Genomic DNA, 17621 nt, shown 5'->3' with positions numbered 1-17621 from the left:
ATCCGCACTTGGTATTGATTTAAGAATAATCAAATCTTTCAACGCACTCTAATTCAACAAGAACGGCTAAAATAGTAATTTCTCCGCTCAGAGATAACCACTAATTATTCTCCAATCCGCCTGCGCGGATTATGCAGGCGGATTGCGTATGACTCTGATCTCAAATCTCAACTTAGTAAGGTACACGCATGGCCAAAGGTGACAAAATAAACTTTTCTACTCCTAGTGGTTTCCCAGAATTTCTTCCTACTGAAAAGCGTCTAGAATTATATTTGCTAGATATCATCCGTAGAGTTTTTGAAAGCTATGGATTTACGCCTATCGAAACCCCTGCTATAGAACGTTTAGAAGTGCTGCAAGCTAAAGGCAATCAAGGCGACAATATCATTTATGGTATTGACCCCATCTTACCACCAAATCGGCAAGCCGAGAGAGATAAATCGGGCGAAACTGGTTCGGAAGCAAGAGCTTTAAAGTTTGATCAAACAGTTCCTTTAGCAGCTTATATTGCCCGTCACCTAAATGAGTTAACTTTTCCTTTTGCCCGCTATCAAATGGATGTGGTTTTTCGGGGAGAACGCGCGAAAGATGGGCGTTTTCGTCAGTTTCGCCAGTGTGATATTGATGTAGTTGCTCGTCGTGAACTCAGCTTACTCTATGACGCTCAGATGCCTGCAATTATCACTGAGATATTTGAAGCAATTAATATTGGTGATTTTCTGATTCGCATCAATAATCGCAAAGTTCTTACTGGTTTCTTTAAGTCAGTCGGAATTATCGAAGATAAAATTAAATCGTGTATTGGTATTGTTGATAACTTAGAAAAAATTGGTGAAAGTAAAGTAAAACAGGAGTTAGAGAAAGAGGGAGTTTCAGGAGAACAGACTCAAAAAATTATTGATTTTATTAAAATAGATGGTTCCGTTGATGAAGTATTAGATAAACTCAAGCACCTCGCAGAAAATCTGTCAGAAACCGAGCAATTAAGTCTGGGAATTAGCGAGTTACAAACGGTAATTGCAGGTGTGCGTAATCTAGGAGTTGCCGAAAATCGTTTCTGTATTGATTTATCTATTGCCCGTGGTCTTGATTACTATACCGGCACAGTTTACGAAACAAGTTTATTAGGACATGAAGCTTTAGGTAGTATCTGTTCTGGCGGGAGATATGAAGAATTAGTTGGGGTATTCTTGGGCGAAAAGATGCCTGGTGTAGGCATTTCTATTGGCTTAACTCGCTTAATTAGTCGTTTACTAAAAGCTGGTATTCTTAGTACCTTAGCTGCTACACCAGCCCAGGTGATGGTAGTGAATATGCAAGAAGATTTAATGCCAACTTATTTAAAAGTTTCGCAACATCTGCGTCAGGCTGGAATTAATGTCATCACTAATTTTGATAAGCGCCCCTTGGGTAAACAATTTCAGCTAGCTGATAAACAAGGAATTCAATTTTGTGTAATTATTGGTTCTGAGGAAGCAGCAGCGCAAAAGTCCTCGCTGAAAGATTTGAAAACAGGTGAGCAAGTAGAAGTACTACTGGTAGATTTGGCTGAGGAAGTTAAAAGAAGGCTTGGCTAATAAACTACGAAAGTTCTAAATTTTCCCCCAGTTTTCATTTATTTCAACCACATCTATCGTAGGGGCACAGTCAACTTAAGCTCCAGCGAATGGAATTCGCGGCTACACATAACAAACTTCTTTTTACGGTTCGGGCGCTCAGTGCGACGCATTCACCGTAAGTAAGTAGGCACGATAAAATCAAGGTATGTTGAGTTTCGTAAAAACCCTGGAATAATTCATTTATAAGCTCTTTGCTGACTTTACACTTCATTACATAGGTTGATTTTTTAACGCCGACTTACTTAGACTCAAACAAGGCAACTTAGGAAATCCTAAAAAAGGGATAAAATTTAACATCATGGAAAATCCAATCAATGATCTTACAACCGTAAATGCTCAGGACGGCCAGATTCTGTCGGTGGTAGGTGATACCTACCGCCTAGTTATTACCGGTGAACAAACCAACGGGGCTTACGCTGTCATTGATATGCTGGTGCCGCCGCAAGGCGGGCCTGGGCCCCACGCGCACGCCCGCTTTCAAGAAGCTTTTTATGTACTGGAAGGGGAAGTTGAGGTTAAAACTAAATCTCAAACTTATACAGCCCGGAAGGGTTCATTTGTCAACATCCCCTTGGGTGGGGTAGTGCATTGTTTTAAGAATAAGACGGATACAATAGCACACCTTTTGTGCGTGGTAGTTCCTGCCGGACTAGAGGACTTCTTTAAGGAAATAGGCACGCCCGTGCCAGCCGGCACCTTTCTGCCTCCCCCGGTTATGAGTCCGGAAGATCAGCAACGGTTGCAGGGCATCGCCGAAAAGTACGGTCAGAAAGTATTCCCGCCGGACTATCTCGACTAGCAAACATTGACTTTGACAAAGAGTTTGAGCCTTAACCCAAGCGTATTGCCTCATAAAAGACAGTTTACAGATTTTACTGTAGGTAAATATTTGATTAACTGACAAATCTTTTTCGTTGCAGCCTAACGAAGTTGGTCAGTCAACCTGGGGTTAAGATAGGTTTTATGTAGAGAATTTGGATTGGGTTGCACCTTAATCAAGCAAAAATGAACCTATCCCACTATTCTAAAAACCCCTACTTTTTTTCTTAAAATCTGCTTGAAAACCTTGATTTTTCGTTTTCAGTTCTCAATAAGCTTAAGCTTTGTAGCAGAGATATTATTAGTGGGATAGGTTCATATATGACAATTCTCAACGCTCGTAATTTATCCTTAGAAGAAGTTCAGCGTCTGTTTGGCTTTCAAAAACAGTACAGTGACTCATTTTCTAACTACTTATCTCTGGAACCTCTCACGGAAGCAGAACAGCAAGAACTCAAACAAATTCAGCATGACTTTGATAGATATCTTACAGCAGGCAAAGTTTCTGAAGGTCAGGTAAAGTTTCTTGCAGTTGCCCCTTTACTAAGATTAGCTGGTTTTTATCGCTATCCTATCGAGATTATTTTGGAGGAGAATATTGCTGATATTGAAGTTGAAGATGAAGAGATCAAAATTAAAGGAAGATTTGATCTTTTAGCTATTAGTAAAGCTAAACATACAAAACCTCAAAGATATTTTTGGGTACTGTTAATTGAATCGAAAAATAGTCAGGTTGATATATCGACAGGTTTACCTCAGCTACTCACTTATGCTTATAAAAATTTAGATAATCAAAAATCAGTTTGGGGATTAGCGACTAACGGCAGAAGTTATCAGTTTGTCTATCTCGAACAAGGAAATCCCCCTATTTATTATCTGTTGCCAGAATTAAATTTAATGGAAAGAGAGCGTTCAAGTCAGTTGCTAGAAGTTTTAAAAGCAATTTGTCAGCTTTAAATGCTTCCCTTCCCTCGCAAATCAATTGGATGAATTGTCATTGTCTAACAATGGTTCTGAATTACGAATTACGAATTAATCCGATCGCAATACACTTCACCAAAACTATGATCGGCATGAATCTCAATCACTAGATCAACTGCTGTTGCATCTTTTACCAACGGCTTGATGAATAATTCCGGGTGAAGCGATCGCCAAAAATAATTGACAAATTGCTCTATCTCTGCATTGCTCATCCCCGATTTACCCGCAGCAATCATCTGCTGTTCTGCCTGTTTGCGCCACTCCAAAGAACAACGGTAATCGGTGGGATACAGCAAAATTAAGCTGTCTAATCGCTCCCACAGTGGTAAATAATCGTAGAGGCGATGATTAATATCACGGGCAAATGCTCTATCTTCATCTGTAAGAATTGGCGGCGGTGCAGTCTCAAATACATCTGGAGCGATTGGCCGCACACCCACAAACCAACCTTCAAATAGTACAATATCCACATTTGTGATCATTTCTGGAGTCGTGCGATCGCCAGCACCTCTGTATGCAGATTTATCAAAGCGAGGAATCATCACTGGGCTTTGCAACTGCCGAATCTGATCTAGTACATTTAAACCTAAATCTACATCGTGGGTTCCTGGTGGGCCGCGCCAAATCAAACGCGGATCTTGCCGTGTTAAAACCAAGCGATCGCTGTAAGTTTTATACAAGTCATCCAAAGATAAACTCACAGTCCGGTATCCCAACTGATCGAGAATCAAGCTGAGAACCTTGGACATTGTGGTTTTCCCAGTGCCTTGTCCTCCCAATATTCCCTGAATCAGGGGGCGTTCCAACTGTTGGCGCCCCGATGCTAGTTTGATTCCCAAAGGCAGCCACAAGTCCCACAATACCTGTAACATTTCCTTGGGTTCGATTTCAAAAGTAGTTTGACACAATTGGCTAAAAGCTGGGAGAACAGATTTTAGCAAGTGCGATCGCCTTTCTATTACTTCATCGACATTTTCCGGCGTAATCCCAAAAGCTTTTGCCCTTAACCTATCTGCCAGCGCAGCTTCTCTTGCTTGCTGCTTCTCCATTTCCCTCATCTCCCTCATACCGCTACGATCCCAGCTTAAAGGCTTCGAGAAACAGGCTGTAAATGAAACCAACTTTCAGGAGATTTAGTGAGTCTATCAACAGCGATCGCCTTGACAAAAAGCTGCGACTATAAAATATCCTGCTGGTAATTTCCGTCAACAATACTAAAAAAGCAGCTACCACAATGTCCAATACACCCTCTTGACCAGATGTAGTCGAAACTGCGTTTCCCAGAAAAAAACCGAACAAAAAACTAATTATCAGCAACGATAGTCGCCGCCAAGGATTTAAAAACCATTGCCCCAAGCGTGTCGCAATGGCATCGAACAAGTTATTCAGACGAGTGTTTTGCATCAAATAGACTTCTGGGGAAAAGTCAAGATATCTTAAAGTATCTCTATATTAAAGAGAATATTGGTTTTAGCCTAAGCTTGTTTGTTAATATTATAGATATAGCAATCCAATTTGATTTTTGAAAAAATTTAAGTATATCTAGGGTGTGTTATCGCCGAGAGTACGGCAGTCAAACCCTAGAGAGGTGCGTTAGCATAGCGTAACGCACCATACTTGTATTGCAAAAATCAAATATGAGTCCGATATGTGCTGGGCTTCCAGTGTTGATTCAAATTTGCAGATTTTATCATCTTGAGGTAAATACTGACCTTTTTAAGGGTGATTATTTTAACACAAGATGAAATATACAACTTAGATTTATCTAAGGTTGGGCAAAGGACGCCTGGTTCAGGCCGTTAGCGGTTTCAGGAAACTTTTATTTTTTATCCAAATGAATTGGCTGGCTCGGTATCTAATTTTTTTGTTTTTATCCAAGCCTACGGTGAAGATCCGAAGCAATGGGTGATACCCCAAGTTTTGTCAAACATTAAAGAAATTATTTCCTGCAAATGTTTTCTTTTTCAAATGATACTTATAATACATACGTGCCCGGAATTTAAAGAAAGTCTATATTAAGCTACTTTCTATGATTACCTTTTGTGATAATAGGCTACTATTTGGTCAAGCCTAGACAAAATATTTATTTCTAATAACTATCAATATGAAATCTTCAGTGTATCGTAACGTCGGTGTTACAGCTTGTTGCTTGGGACTGCTTGTTGCTCTGGTGGGATGCTTTGGAGTGAGCGTATCCTTTGAGTCCACAAACCCAGATACATCTTCACAACTGCCAACTGCAACTACCCAGTTGGAAACAACTTCGTCTACACCCGTTTCACCTGAAAAAGGTATTTCCCCTAGCCTATCTACTCCAGCAACTACCCCAGCCAATCAAGTAGAACATAACAGTAGAGAGAATATTCATCCTGTGTTGGCAGATCGTGATAAATCAGCTAGCAAAGTCAAAAATCAAGGGACTTTGCGGATGAGCAATCAAACAAATCAGCCTGTGCGGCTGGCTCTACTGGCGCGACAGCCGCTAGCAAAAGGCTCTGGTACTAAACAGGCTAACTATGATGTACCAGCACATTGGGATTTTGCTCCCCAAGAAGGTAGTGATAAGGGACTGATTTTATCCCTACCTCAGAATAATTTAAAGCTGGAGAAGGGAGATATTTTAGTTGCTTTTGCAGAAGATGGTTCCCGTCGTTACTGGGGCCCCTATGTTGTCGGCGAAACTCAATTACCTAAGTGGAATCCCCAAAACAGAGAATGGCAACTAGTGCTGACTCCATAAATAAGTAGAGCGGTGTGAATAATTCAAGGTTTGTAGTGAGGGCTTCAGCCCTCATTTGAGGACTAAAGTCCTCACTACGAACTAATCTCAAGATTTTTTACATTACTTAATCTAGTTTGATTTATTCTCACCGACTTACTTAGTGCTGTATGTAAGCTTCCTTCGGGGCTAAACCGCCCCGAAGGAAGCTATTTTTGTAGGGTGGCATTGTTTACGGTTGGCTCAAATCTTTATTTCTAAATCCCTACCTACAGTTGGTAAAGTGTAGACTACTGAGTAGAGGAAAATTGTTGAATTTAAAACTCCGAAGAACAAAAGATAGATAACCAACGACTATTGATTAGTGATTGTTGACTATTGACTAATGAGAATGAAATTGAGTGTTAAGCGCACTGTTGATCAGTGGTTCAACAAAATAGAAAAGAATCCAGCCCTTGGTATAGCTGTGTCGATTTTGTGGTTGATAGTGATTGGCTGGGTAGCTTTTGGGTGGAATTTGGGCAACACTGGCTTGGTTGACGAGACAGAGCCACTGTTTGCCGAAGCTTCCCGCCAGATGTTAGTCACAGGTGATTGGATAACCCCATTTTTCGATGGTGAGACTCGTTTCGATAAACCTGCTTTAATTTACTGGTGTCAGGCGATCGCTTATGCAATTATTGGGGTGAATGAGTGGGCAGTACGCCTTCCTTCAGCGATCGCAGCTTTAGGCTTAATTTGTTTAGCTTTTTACACCGTATACTGGTATTTGGCTAAACAAGACGAATTAGAGCAAGTTTCACGTCCTAATCGCCGCTACTTAACATCTTTTATAGCAGCAGCCCTGATGGCACTCAATGTCGAAACTATTGTTTGGGCGAGAACGGGTGTTTCTGATATGCTGCTCACCGGATGCATGGCATCAGCTTTGTTATGTTTCTTTCTAGGGTACGCAGGGAAGGAAGGGAGCGGGGGAGCAGGGGGAGCAGGGGGAGCAGGGGGAGAAGAATTAATAACCAATGCCCCATCCCCAATGCCCCAATCCCCATTCCTTAATAAGTGGTACTTAGCTTTTTATGTGTTGATTGCTGGCGCAATTTTGACTAAAGGGCCAGTGGGAATTGTCTTGCCAGGGCTAATTGTTGCCGCCTTTTTGCTTTACGTGGGAAAGGTTCGAGAGGTGTTGCGGGAAATGCGCCTCTTCGTGGGTATACTGATAATTATCGGTTTGTCAGTGCCCTGGTATGCTTTAGTAATTTGGCGCAACGGCTGGAATTACATTAACTCCTTTTTTGGTTATCACAACCTGGAACGCTTTACAGAAGTAGTTAATGGTCACTCAGCACCTTGGTATTTTTACTTTTTAGTCGTGCTGCTGGGTTTTGCGCCATACTCAGTGTATTTACCAGCCTCTATAGTAAGACTAAAGTTTTGGCAGCGATCGCACTGGCTCTCTCAAGAACGTTTTCAACAATTTGGTTTATTTGCCTGGTTCTGGTTTGCTAGCGTCTTTATCTTTTTCACCATTGCTGTCACCAAACTCCCTAGTTACGTCTTGCCTTTAATGCCAGCAGCAGCAATCCTGGTAGCCCTGTTGTGGAGCGACCTTTTACCAAACATCGAGAATGAAAATCACACAAACAGAGTATTTGATCATCTCCTTGCGTCTTCTTCCATCCCCCCCTTACTAGTCTGGAGTGGTTGGGTGAATGTAGTGTTTTTATCATTTTTGGCAACAGCACTGCTTAACATAACCCACATATTAGGTACTGATCCAGCTATAAGTAACTTCCACGAACTAATTCAACAATCTGGTTTACCAGTAATAGCCGGCGTAATTTGGTTTGTTTGCGCTGTTGTGGTTGCGGGTTTATTACTGAGTCGCCGATGGAAGTACATTATTGGTATTAATTTGCTAGGGTTTGTGGCGTTTTTAATTTTTGCCTTATCACCTGCTTCGTTTTTCATTGATCAAGAACGTCAATTACCCTTAAGGGAGTTGTCTGCTGTCATCCTAGAAGCAAAACAACCAAATGAAGAATTGATCATGCTTGGCTTCAAAAAGCCTAGTGTAGTATTTTACAGCCACATTCACGTAAATTATTTAGGATTTCCCCAAGAGGCTATAGAGCATATTAAAAAGCAGGCTGCCAAGGGGCTAAAACCTCCCTCACTGCTGCTGTTGGCTGAACAGAAAAAGTTTTTACAAATGAACTTACAGCCAGATGATTACAAGAATTTATCGACCAAGGGTGCTTATAACTTGGTTCGAGTTCCTTTTAAGAAAAAGAAAAATGAAAAAATAGACATATCATAATTGAGAATTGGGAATTGGGAATTGGGCATTGGCCAAACAGGGCATTGGTTGTTTCTCCCTCATCCCCCTCATCTCCCTCATCTCCCCCACTCCCCACTCCCCACTCCCCATTCCCATTAACATTTGCCATTGTAACCGTTGACAGCTAAAGCTTGATTGATCTGGTTTAAGAGGTCTTCCATTGATATCGATCGCGGTAATATTTGGGTAGCGATCGCACCCACAACAGTTTCTATCGATTCCAAAATGTTCTTCTTCTGCTTGTCAATTTCCTTATAAGCTACTCCAGGCTGGAAACTGGTTTCTGGGTGATTTAATCGCTGATTCAGTACCAAAATTGGTGGTAAGTTTAAAGGCGAATCTCCCAATGTTTTCAGTGCTTTGAGCACGTCTTTGTGGATAGCAGATTCTCCTAAACAAATTAGCAGTAAGTCAACGCTTTGGTGGCGAATTTGTTGTAACACTTCTGCCCAACAGGGACTCATCGCCGCTTTGAAGCCTGCTGTTTGTAGGTACTGAATTAAAGCTTGGAACCACTCAGAACCCCGTTCAGCATCACCACTAATTAAGCAATTTTTTTCAGTCTGATAACCCTTAATTTGCTTGCGTCTTACCTGTGGAAAATCACGCAGCATTGTCAAATCGACTACCAAGATGTTAGGAGGACAGCAAATACCAGAAGCAATTTGCAGTACTGATAGTAAGGCATCTGTTTTCTCGGTGCGACTGCTATTGTCTTTGGCAAATGGTGTTAAGTAAGGAAATACAGATAATTCTGGTATTTTAGAAGCTATTAGGGTAGTTGCAACATCGCAAGTAACCAGTGGTATAGCTGCCAAACGTGGATGCCGAATTAGTTGTTGCAGATAAATTTGGGCGGTGGTACTTTCCACATCTAGCAAAATGACATCAAACTGCCATACCCGCGCCAAAAGTTCTGCCTGATCAAGGTCATCTACTTCAATCACCCGATGTTCTCGAAGTGAGAGGTGGGGATTCACCGATTCCAACTGGGGATTCACCAACCTGAGAATTCGCAGTGGAGTCTTAGTTGGGATTATTGCGCTGTTGTTTAACCCTAGCTGCAAAACGGCTTGTGCAGTACATAATTTTTCTAGAACTGGTGCTAAGACCTGATGCTCTACTGGCAAACTTAAGAAACCATCGGCTCGGTTAGCAAATGCTTGCTCCTTTTCGGCTCCCGTCGCGGTCACAATTACAGATATATGACGGGTTGCGGTGTCAGATTTCAGTAAAGTTAGCACATCCCAGCCTGATAGCAGGGGTAGCAAGGGATTTAAAAATATCGCTATTGGTTGCAAGCGCCGAGCTTTTTCGACTGCTTCTGTCCCCGATCGCGCAATCATTACGCGATATCCTAAACTTTTGAGTTGTTCAGTCAAGTCTTCAATATATCGGGCTACTGCCTCAACTACCAAGACTAACCGTTGCGAACTAACCGGATGATGCTGTGTGGAAGTAGACGATACTACGGGGTTTTGCCGTGTCTGTTGATGTCGTGTTTCTTCCTCTTCTCTGATTCCCATATCTGCTTCCGAAAAGCCTGTTTTCGGGGGACTGGGCGGCAGAAGTAGGGTAAACTGGCTACCTTTTCCTTCACGCGATAAGAAGCTGACATCTCCTCCGTGGAGGCGAGCTAAGGCGCGAGTTAATACCAGCCCCAGACCAGTGCCTTCAAATTGACGGGTGAGCGGATTTTCTAGTTGTTGAAATTTTTGAAAGATTAAGTGTTGCTGGTGTTCAGGAATGCCAATGCCTGTATCCCAAACCGTAAAGGCAATCCATCCTTCCCAACGATTCACCCGCAGTCCCATTTCGCCAGATATTTCGGTGAATTTAAAGGCGTTGGAAAGTAGGTGTACTAGCATCTGGCGTAAGCGCAATTCATCTGCCACCATCTGATCTAAGCCTAGTTCAATGGAAAGGCAGAATTGGGGAGCAGATAAACGGGTATTTTGAGTTGGCGAGGCAGATGTCGCTTTGGTAGTTTGAGTGTGGATGGCTTTAGCCTCCGATAGGGCGCGATCGCACACAGCCCGAATTTTCACCGGAGTCAGCGTCAAATCCATTTGTCCCGTTTCCATGCGGGTCAAATCTAAAATGTCATTAACCACATTCATCAGGTGGCGTCCGCTTTGATGAATCAGTCCCGCATAACGGGCTTGACGCTCGTTGAGTTCTCCCAACTGCTGATCCACGAGCAACCGCGATAATCCCAAAACGGCAGTTAGGGGAGTTTTTAGTTCATGACTAATACAAGCTAAAAATTCATCTTTCAACCGATTTAGTTGAATTAAATCGGCATTTTTTGCTGCCAGTTCTTTGCAAAGCTGCTGCTGCTCAGTCACATCAGTAGCTAAAATTAACCACAGGTCAGTGCTGAGTGCAATCTCTGAGCCAGCACTCATGACTTTAAACTCAGGACTATCTAAGGGAATTTTGGCAAACTGCCAGATTTGCTCCTCACCATTTTGCACTTGGACAACGCAGGTACAAGTGCCCACCGGACTATCCAAATAGCACCGACTGTATACAGCCTCTGGTGATGCTTCTTGCTGAGTCGGTTCCTCTTCACCACCATCCTTATTCTCCCTACCATTGGGATGAACCTTGATTGCTCGTTCTGTGGCATATTCTGGTTTTTCGGAGGGTTTAGGGACAAGTATTGCCTCCACCTGGTGTCTAACTCCTTCTGGATCTTTCAAGGCTCCTAATTGCTGCCACCAGGCGGGATTTCGTGCGATCACCTCGCCAGTACCCGTTTGCAACATCAAAGGCCAAGGCAGTCTTTCCAGCAAGTGTACCAGTGGCTGGTGTCCCAATGACTTGGGTTCATTTGGCTTCTGCATACCAGCATCATACTCATGGCGATGCTCACCTGAACTTTGTAACCCAGCCATGCGTTCTTTAGCCAGCGATCGCAACAGACGTGAACTATCCAGCAGCCCCAAATATCGACCATCTGAGTCAATCAGCACCCAATCTAAGGAGGAGTGTTTTTCCGCTTGTGGATAACTCAAGCGCAAGCTTAATTGCTCTACACACTCACAAGCAGATATTGTCTGTATTGGCTCAATTAGAGCTTGACCCCAGGTAGAGAGTGATTGATCTAAATTTAAATTTTTATCGTCACTATGTGTTAATAATTTTGGGATTAAACGGGCAGAATACAGCAATCCTATGGGGCATTGCTGTTGATTCACTACTACCAAGCGATCGCACTGCTCCTGCTCAAAAATCTCCAACACCACTGCCAGAGAACTTGTTTGGGGGCAGCTAGGTACGGTTGCCTGAAAGTCATAAAGCGGGTAATGTAGCATTAACATAGGGCTTTGGGGGTCATTCTTCCTCTGGAAACCTCCGGCATTTCCATCTGCCAGTTGATGGTTTTTTCGCCTGAAGCCATATCCTCTCAGAAGACTCATATAAGCAACTCTGGTTATTTCAACGCCATTAAAACAACGGGATTTCCCCTTACGGGCACTTGCTTGCAGACGAGTGCATTTTTCCAAGAGGCGATGTTTCTCATTTCTAGCAACTAGCCTCCCCAGTCTCTTACTGGTATTTAAACTCCTCATCGATAGCGACGGCTAAAACAATTATGACCCCAAAGATTCGCTTTAGAACCTTGAGGAATTATAATGATTTAGAATGCGACAAACCTTTAAGTTCGTTTAAGTATCTTATCCAGGAGCAAAATAAAAAAATCTATCTTATGTAGATAGATATACGAATAATAAATTAGCTACTGTGTCTTGCTATGCCGACACATACCTGATCATCAAAGACCCGCTAAATCCTACCACTAAGTTGCTGAGTACCTAGCACTATCTGCTAACCCAAAGCGTTATTTTGGGTTGGAATCACCAGTTTACTGCACACCCAGTATTACCCTAGAAGCGTTTACCAAACTTATCAACCCAGGTTTATTGGTCAGCGCGTTCAAAGAGATATATTCAAGAATAGATGTTATTACCGATATTGATTCTGCAATCTGATGTTAACAAATGTTTAGATAATCCAGTTGACTTAGCCAACCAAAAAGGTTTGAGCATGTGGGCGTGGAAATTGATTGAGGCAATTATTGCCCAATTTTGCTACTTACCTGTTGCAGCAACTACCTGGGGAAAAATCAACTACTTACCAAATTGTCCGCAACAAAATCTAAGTAAGGCATACACTGGCAAATACGTCTATGTATTTGCTAGTCACACGCAAAAAAGCCAACAGCATTTGCAGGAGATGACTCCAGCAGAAAGACAAAAATTATTAAGCCAGCTTAAATCAGACTACAGGCTGATTCTTATAAAGTATTTTACCACAGACAAAACACTCTCAGAAAAAATTGATAAATTTATCAATACTATATTTTATGCTAATATTCCTGTGCCCCAAATCATCGAAATTCACATGGAGGTAATTGAAGAATTTTCTCACCAGCTAAAATTAGAAGGAAGGAACGATGAAACTTTACTTGATTACCGCTTAACCTTAATAGATATCCTGGCTCACCTGTGCGAAGTCTATAGGAGTTCGATTTCTAAATAAATTACATTTATCGATGTTCAACTTGGGACAAGCTACTGCTGTTAGTGACTCCCAATGCGCGAACAAATATTGTATTTCTATGATCATAGCTAGCGATTAAGTATATGGATAAAGCCAGAAAAACCTACGTTCTCAAGCTTTACGTAGCAGGGAACACCCCGAATTCAGTCCGGGCATTAAAAACACTCAAAGATATTTTAGAACAGGAGCTTGAAGGTGTTTATGCTTTAAAAGTGATCGATGTACTGAAAAGCCCGCAACTGGCGGAAGAAGATAAAATATTGGCAACGCCGACATTATCTAAGATTTTGCCTCCACCCGTTCGCAAAATTATTGGGGATCTTTCAGATAGAGAAAGAGTATTGATTGGATTAGATTTGCTCTATGAAGAACTGAGTGAAGAAGATTTTGAAGAGTAAAATTTTAATCATAAACAAATTGAGTACAAACTTTAGTAATAAAAAAAATGGGTTAAATGCCCTTTTGTGATCAAGCAATGAGTGAAAACGAGCAAGTAGAACCAAAGCAACCACCGAAAATTGGGGGTGTAGAAAAAATTCGGACGATGATCGAAGGATTTGACGATATTACTCATGGTGGTTTCCCAATTGGTAGAACTACTTTGATTAGCGGCACATCTGGCACAGGCAAAACTTTATTCTCTCTTCAGTTTCTTTATAACGGTATCACCTACTTTGATGAAGCAGGAGTATTTGTTACCTTTGAAGAATCACCCAGTGATATTATTAAAAATGCCCAGATTTTTGGTTGGAACTTGCCACGTCTAATGGAAGAAGGCAAGTTGTTTATTCTTGATGCATCTCCTGATCCTGAAGGTCAAGATATCGTTGGGAATTTTGACCTTTCTGCACTGATTGAGCGCTTGCAATATGCCATCCGCAAATACAAAGCTAAACGAGTTTCAATCGACTCAATAACAGCAGTATTTCAGCAGTATGAAGCGATGGGAGTAGTGCGACGCGAGATTTTTCGCCTGGTAGCACGTCTCAAACTACTGAGTGTCACCACTGTAATTACCACTGAACGTAGTGAAGAATATGGGCCCGTTGCCTCTTTCGGAGTAGAAGAATTTGTTTCCGATAATGTAGTAATTGTTCGTAACGTTTTAGAAGGAGAACGCCGCCGCCGCACAATTGAAATTCTCAAGTTGCGTGGCACAACTCATATGAAAGGCGAGTATCCCTTCACAATTACTAATCAAGGAGTTAACATCTTCCCATTGGCAGCAATGCGCTTAACTCAACGGTCTTCTAATGTCAGAGTATCTTCTGGTGTCAAAACTTTAGATGAAATGTGCGGTGGTGGTTTCTTTAAAGATTCAATTATTTTGGCAACAGGAGCCACAGGTACTGGCAAAACCTTGTTAGTCAGTAAGTTTATTCAAGATGGCTGCCTGAATGGAGAACAGGTAATATTATTTGCTTATGAAGAGTCACGCGCCCAACTATCTCGTAATGCTTCCTCTTGGGGAATTGATTTTGAAGAATTAGAAAATCAAGGTTTACTCAAAATCATCTGTACCTATCCCGAATCAACTGGTTTAGAAGACCATTTACAAATTATTAAATCAGAAATTGCTGTCTTCAAACCAGCTCGCATCGCCATTGATTCCCTATCAGCACTAGCTAGAGGTGTTACCCAGAATGCATTTCGGCAGTTTGTAATTGGTGTGACGGGTTATGCTAAACAAGAAGAAATTACTGGTTTCTTTACCAACACAACTGACCAATTTCTGGGTTCGCATTCAATCACTGACTCTCATATTTCCACGATTACCGACACCATTCTGATGTTACAGTACGTAGAAATTCGTGGGGAAATGTCGCGGGCAATTAACGTATTTAAAATGAGAGGCTCTTGGCATGACAAGGGCATTCGTGAGTATAATATTACTGCTGACGGGCCCGATATTAAAGATTCTTTCCGAAACTACGAACGGATTATTAGCGGTGCTCCTACCCGCGTCAGTATCGATGAAAAGGCGGAACTTTCTCGCATTGTTAGACGTTTTGAAGACAAACAGAGTTCCGAACCCTAAATTTAGTATCGTAGTATATTCTTTCCTAAGTTTAGTATCGTGCTATATTCTGTGGTGAAGAAAGGTTTTCTGCCGCTAGATTGATTTTCGTGTGAGGGGATGCGGTGAAAGGACAGCAATTATTTTATAGCTTCTTACCTGGTTTGACAGCAGCGGTCTTAACAACTCAGCCTGCTTGGGCTGGTACTGTGAAACTAGCAGGGGCACAACTGGCGTCTTCTCCTAGTGTTTTGACTTCTACTTCTGGTCAAGGCTTGGCTGTGGACACGGCGAATACGCAGCTGCCTAAGGGTGCAGATGTTAGTGTTCCAACCTTAGTACCTACTTTTGGTTTTACTAAACTTAGTCTGAAGGCTTTTAGGAATAACAGTATCCCAGTGTTAATAACTGGGAGAATTGGTGTACCCATAGAACAAGTTCTTAAGAAAGATGAAGGTAGATTTTTCAGTTTGACACCTAGCTCTAATCCTTCCCAACAGGTTCTTGTCAGCCTTTCTGCTCAAAATAACCAAAAAAACAGTAATTCAGACCGGAATCGGCAGAAATTAAAGAGCGTAGTAGTTCCTAACTACACTTCAAAACCTGCTTTTGTCCAAAAAGAAATTTTGTCCCTGTCTTCTTTACAGCAGCCAGGAATTCAACAGATAAATACTGTTAATCAGTTGCAGACATTTTTACAAGCTTCAGCCACAGGGGCAGGAGCAGCAAAATTGTTGTCAGCGCAGAGGTGTCCGCAGGGGTTGGGGAAAAGCAAAACTGATTCCTCCACTTCTTTGTTACTGGCCTCAAGCACCTGCTTACCACAAAATGCGGCTGGAGAACGCGTGGCTCAGAGTAATACTCAGACTCCCGCAGATTCGGTGCAACCTCAGATTATTGTGCCAGGAAACGTAATTCCTGCACCAGCAGGTTCGGTGCAACCTCAGATTATTGTGCCAAGAAACGTAACTCCTGCACCAGCAGGTTCGGTGCAACCTCAGATTATTGTGCCAAGAAACGTAACTCCTGCACCAGCAGGTTCGGTGCAACCTCAGATTATTGTGCCAAGAAACGTAACTCCTGCACCAGCAGGTTCGGTGCAACCTCAGATTGTGCCAGGAAACGTAACTCCTGCGCCGTCAGCTTCGGTACAAATTCCCGATAACCTGATTCCTAGCTCAAATCCTCTGTTATTTCCCACTAAACCGGAGGAAGTGAGACTTCAGGGAAATCAGCCGATTACTTTAACACAGGCTCTGGAGCTAGCACGGCGTAACAATCGCGATCTACAGGTGTCGATATTGCAGCTAGAACGTAGTCGCGCTGCTGTACGCCAGGCACAAGCTGCTTTGTTTCCCAATCTCGCTCTTACTAGTGATATAACTCGCGGTCAGTCTGCTGGCAGTCAGCTTAGCGACGAATTATCCAGACAGCAAGGTTTTGCCTCTAACACAGGCGCACCTAGTACAGGTTTCAACGGTCAAGCACAACTGACATATAACCTTTATACTTCTGGGAATCGGCAAGCTACTATCAGGCAGGCTGAGGAACAGGAGCGCTCGGATGAGTTGGCTGTAGAAACTCAGTTTGAGACAATCCGTCTGAATGTTGCCAATGACTACTACAATCTGCAACAAACGGATGAACAAGTACGTATTGCTCAGTCGGCTGTGCAGAACTCCGAGGCTAGTTTGCGTGATGCCGAAGCTTTAGAGCGAGCTGGGGTTGGTACGCGGTTTGATGTGTTGCGATCGCAGGTGAATTTAGCAAATGCCCAACAAGATTTGACTAATGCTAGATCCCAGCAGGCAATTGCCCGTCGTCAATTAGCAACTCGGATAAGTTTGCCGCAGTCGATAAATATCAGTGCAGCCGATCCTGTACAATTAGCTGGTCTTTGGAACCCAACATTAGAAGAAACTATTTTGCTGGCTTTTCAAAACCGTTCAGAATTGCAACAGCAATTGGCGCAACGTAACATTGGCGAACAACAGCGACGGCAAGCACTTTCAACTTTAGGCCCTCAAATTAGTTTGGTAGCCAGCTACAGCCTACTAGATCAGTTCAATGATAATGTCAGCGTGACTGATGGTTATTCAGTAGGAGTCAGGGCAAGCCTAAATTTATTTGATGGGGGAGCTGCAAGAGCACAGGCAGCTCAAGCAGTAGCTAATATTGCGATCGCAGAAACTCAATTTGCCGAACAGCGCAACCAAATTCGCTTTCAGGTAGAACAAGCCTATTCTACCCAGCAATCTAGTTTAGCGAATGTTCAAACCTCTAATACCGCTTTAGAACAAGCTAGAGAAGCTCTACGTTTAGCGCGTTTGCGATTCCAAGCTGGTGTCGGTACTCAAACTGATGTCATTAACTCTGAAAACGACCTCACACAAGCTGAAGGTAATCGGGTCAGAGCAATTTTGGATTACAACCGTGCTTTAGCCTCGTTACAAAGGTATGTTAGCCTCAGAGCATTACGCTAGCGCCCCAACCCTTGGGGACGCTGCGCGAACGGGGAAGTCAAAAGTCAAAAGTCAAAAGTCACTCATGCTTTAATTT

Annotated in this window: 12 protein-coding genes; 9 read left to right on the top strand and 3 right to left on the bottom strand. The window is 42.5% G+C overall.

Annotated features, from left to right (window positions below; genetic code table 11):
- Nucleotides 1-188: 188 nt before the first annotated feature.
- The 3 genes from hisS to HWQ23_RS13265 all read left to right on the top strand — a co-directional run bounded on the left by hisS (nt 189) and on the right by HWQ23_RS13265 (nt 3395).
- Complete coding sequence (hisS, locus tag HWQ23_RS13275; protein WP_292828918.1) at nt 189-1577, top strand: histidine--tRNA ligase; 1389 nt, start codon at nt 189-191, stop codon at nt 1575-1577.
- Between the two features lie 340 nt (nt 1578-1917).
- Nucleotides 1918-2418, top strand: coding sequence for a cupin domain-containing protein (locus HWQ23_RS13270; protein ID WP_292828916.1), 501 nt, complete (start codon nt 1918-1920; stop codon nt 2416-2418).
- Nucleotides 2419-2759: 341 nt separating this feature from the next.
- Nucleotides 2760-3395, top strand: coding sequence for a restriction endonuclease subunit R (locus HWQ23_RS13265; protein ID WP_292828914.1), 636 nt, complete (start codon nt 2760-2762; stop codon nt 3393-3395).
- 68 nt (nt 3396-3463) lie between these two features.
- Here the strand turns inward: HWQ23_RS13265 and HWQ23_RS13260 are convergent, their stop codons facing one another.
- A complete protein-coding gene (locus HWQ23_RS13260; RefSeq protein WP_375466445.1) occupies nt 3464-4468 on the bottom strand; it encodes a glycerate kinase in 1005 nt (334 codons plus the stop codon).
- 22 nt (nt 4469-4490) lie between these two features.
- Nucleotides 4491-4823, bottom strand: coding sequence for a DUF565 domain-containing protein (locus tag HWQ23_RS13255; protein ID WP_292828910.1), 333 nt, complete (start codon nt 4821-4823; stop codon nt 4491-4493).
- A gap of 700 nt (nt 4824-5523) precedes the next feature.
- Here HWQ23_RS13255 and HWQ23_RS13250 point away from each other — a divergent pair.
- Nucleotides 5524-6159, top strand: coding sequence for a hypothetical protein (locus HWQ23_RS13250; RefSeq protein WP_292828908.1), 636 nt, complete (start codon nt 5524-5526; stop codon nt 6157-6159).
- Nucleotides 6160-6523: 364 nt separating this feature from the next.
- Entirely contained in the window at nt 6524-8455 is a 1932-nt protein-coding gene (locus tag HWQ23_RS13245) for an ArnT family glycosyltransferase (RefSeq protein ID WP_292828906.1), read from the top strand.
- Nucleotides 8456-8571: 116 nt separating this feature from the next.
- Here HWQ23_RS13245 and HWQ23_RS13240 read toward each other — a convergent pair whose 3' ends face one another.
- Entirely contained in the window at nt 8572-11802 is a 3231-nt protein-coding gene (locus tag HWQ23_RS13240; RefSeq protein WP_292829044.1) for a hybrid sensor histidine kinase/response regulator, read from the bottom strand.
- Between the two features lie 640 nt (nt 11803-12442).
- Here HWQ23_RS13240 and HWQ23_RS13235 point away from each other — a divergent pair.
- The 4 genes from HWQ23_RS13235 to HWQ23_RS13220 all read left to right on the top strand — a co-directional run bounded on the left by HWQ23_RS13235 (nt 12443) and on the right by HWQ23_RS13220 (nt 17545).
- A complete protein-coding gene (locus tag HWQ23_RS13235; RefSeq protein ID WP_292828904.1) occupies nt 12443-13024 on the top strand; it encodes a KaiA family protein in 582 nt (193 codons plus the stop codon).
- A gap of 104 nt (nt 13025-13128) precedes the next feature.
- Nucleotides 13129-13443, top strand: coding sequence for a circadian clock protein KaiB (gene kaiB, locus HWQ23_RS13230; RefSeq protein WP_292828902.1), 315 nt, complete (start codon nt 13129-13131; stop codon nt 13441-13443).
- Between the two features lie 77 nt (nt 13444-13520).
- Nucleotides 13521-15083 (top strand): circadian clock protein KaiC, encoded by a 1563-nt coding sequence (gene kaiC, locus HWQ23_RS13225; RefSeq protein WP_292828900.1) that lies wholly within the window; start codon nt 13521-13523, stop codon nt 15081-15083.
- Between the two features lie 104 nt (nt 15084-15187).
- Entirely contained in the window at nt 15188-17545 is a 2358-nt protein-coding gene (locus HWQ23_RS13220) for a TolC family protein (RefSeq protein ID WP_292828898.1), read from the top strand.
- The last annotated feature ends 76 nt before the right edge of the window (nt 17546-17621 follow it).

The organism is Nostoc sp. JL33, from assembly GCF_017114985.1.
Classification (GTDB): Bacteria; Cyanobacteriota; Cyanobacteriia; order Cyanobacteriales; family Nostocaceae; genus Nostoc.
Note: the sequence above shows the minus strand (reverse complement) of the source record. Positions and strands in the feature narration are given on the sequence as shown.

Bases quoted from the DNA above. Each gene is read 5' to 3' on its own strand.
- HWQ23_RS13265 (WP_292828914.1), top strand. From the start codon at position 2,760: ATGACAATTCTCAACGCTCGTAATTTATCCTTAGAAGAAGTTCAGCGT.
- hisS (WP_292828918.1), top strand. From the start codon at position 189: ATGGCCAAAGGTGACAAAATAAACTTTTCTACTCCTAGTGGTTTCCCA.
- HWQ23_RS13240 (WP_292829044.1), bottom strand. From the start codon at position 11,802: ATGTTAATGCTACATTACCCGCTTTATGACTTTCAGGCAACCGTACCT.
- HWQ23_RS13260 (WP_375466445.1), bottom strand. From the start codon at position 4,468: ATGGAGAAGCAGCAAGCAAGAGAAGCTGCGCTGGCAGATAGGTTAAGG.
- HWQ23_RS13255 (WP_292828910.1), bottom strand. From the start codon at position 4,823: ATGCAAAACACTCGTCTGAATAACTTGTTCGATGCCATTGCGACACGC.
- HWQ23_RS13250 (WP_292828908.1), top strand. From the start codon at position 5,524: ATGAAATCTTCAGTGTATCGTAACGTCGGTGTTACAGCTTGTTGCTTG.
- HWQ23_RS13245 (WP_292828906.1), top strand. From the start codon at position 6,524: ATGAGAATGAAATTGAGTGTTAAGCGCACTGTTGATCAGTGGTTCAAC.
- kaiC (WP_292828900.1), top strand. From the start codon at position 13,521: ATGAGTGAAAACGAGCAAGTAGAACCAAAGCAACCACCGAAAATTGGG.
- kaiB (WP_292828902.1), top strand. From the start codon at position 13,129: ATGGATAAAGCCAGAAAAACCTACGTTCTCAAGCTTTACGTAGCAGGG.
- HWQ23_RS13270 (WP_292828916.1), top strand. From the start codon at position 1,918: ATGGAAAATCCAATCAATGATCTTACAACCGTAAATGCTCAGGACGGC.
- HWQ23_RS13235 (WP_292828904.1), top strand. From the start codon at position 12,443: ATGTTATTACCGATATTGATTCTGCAATCTGATGTTAACAAATGTTTA.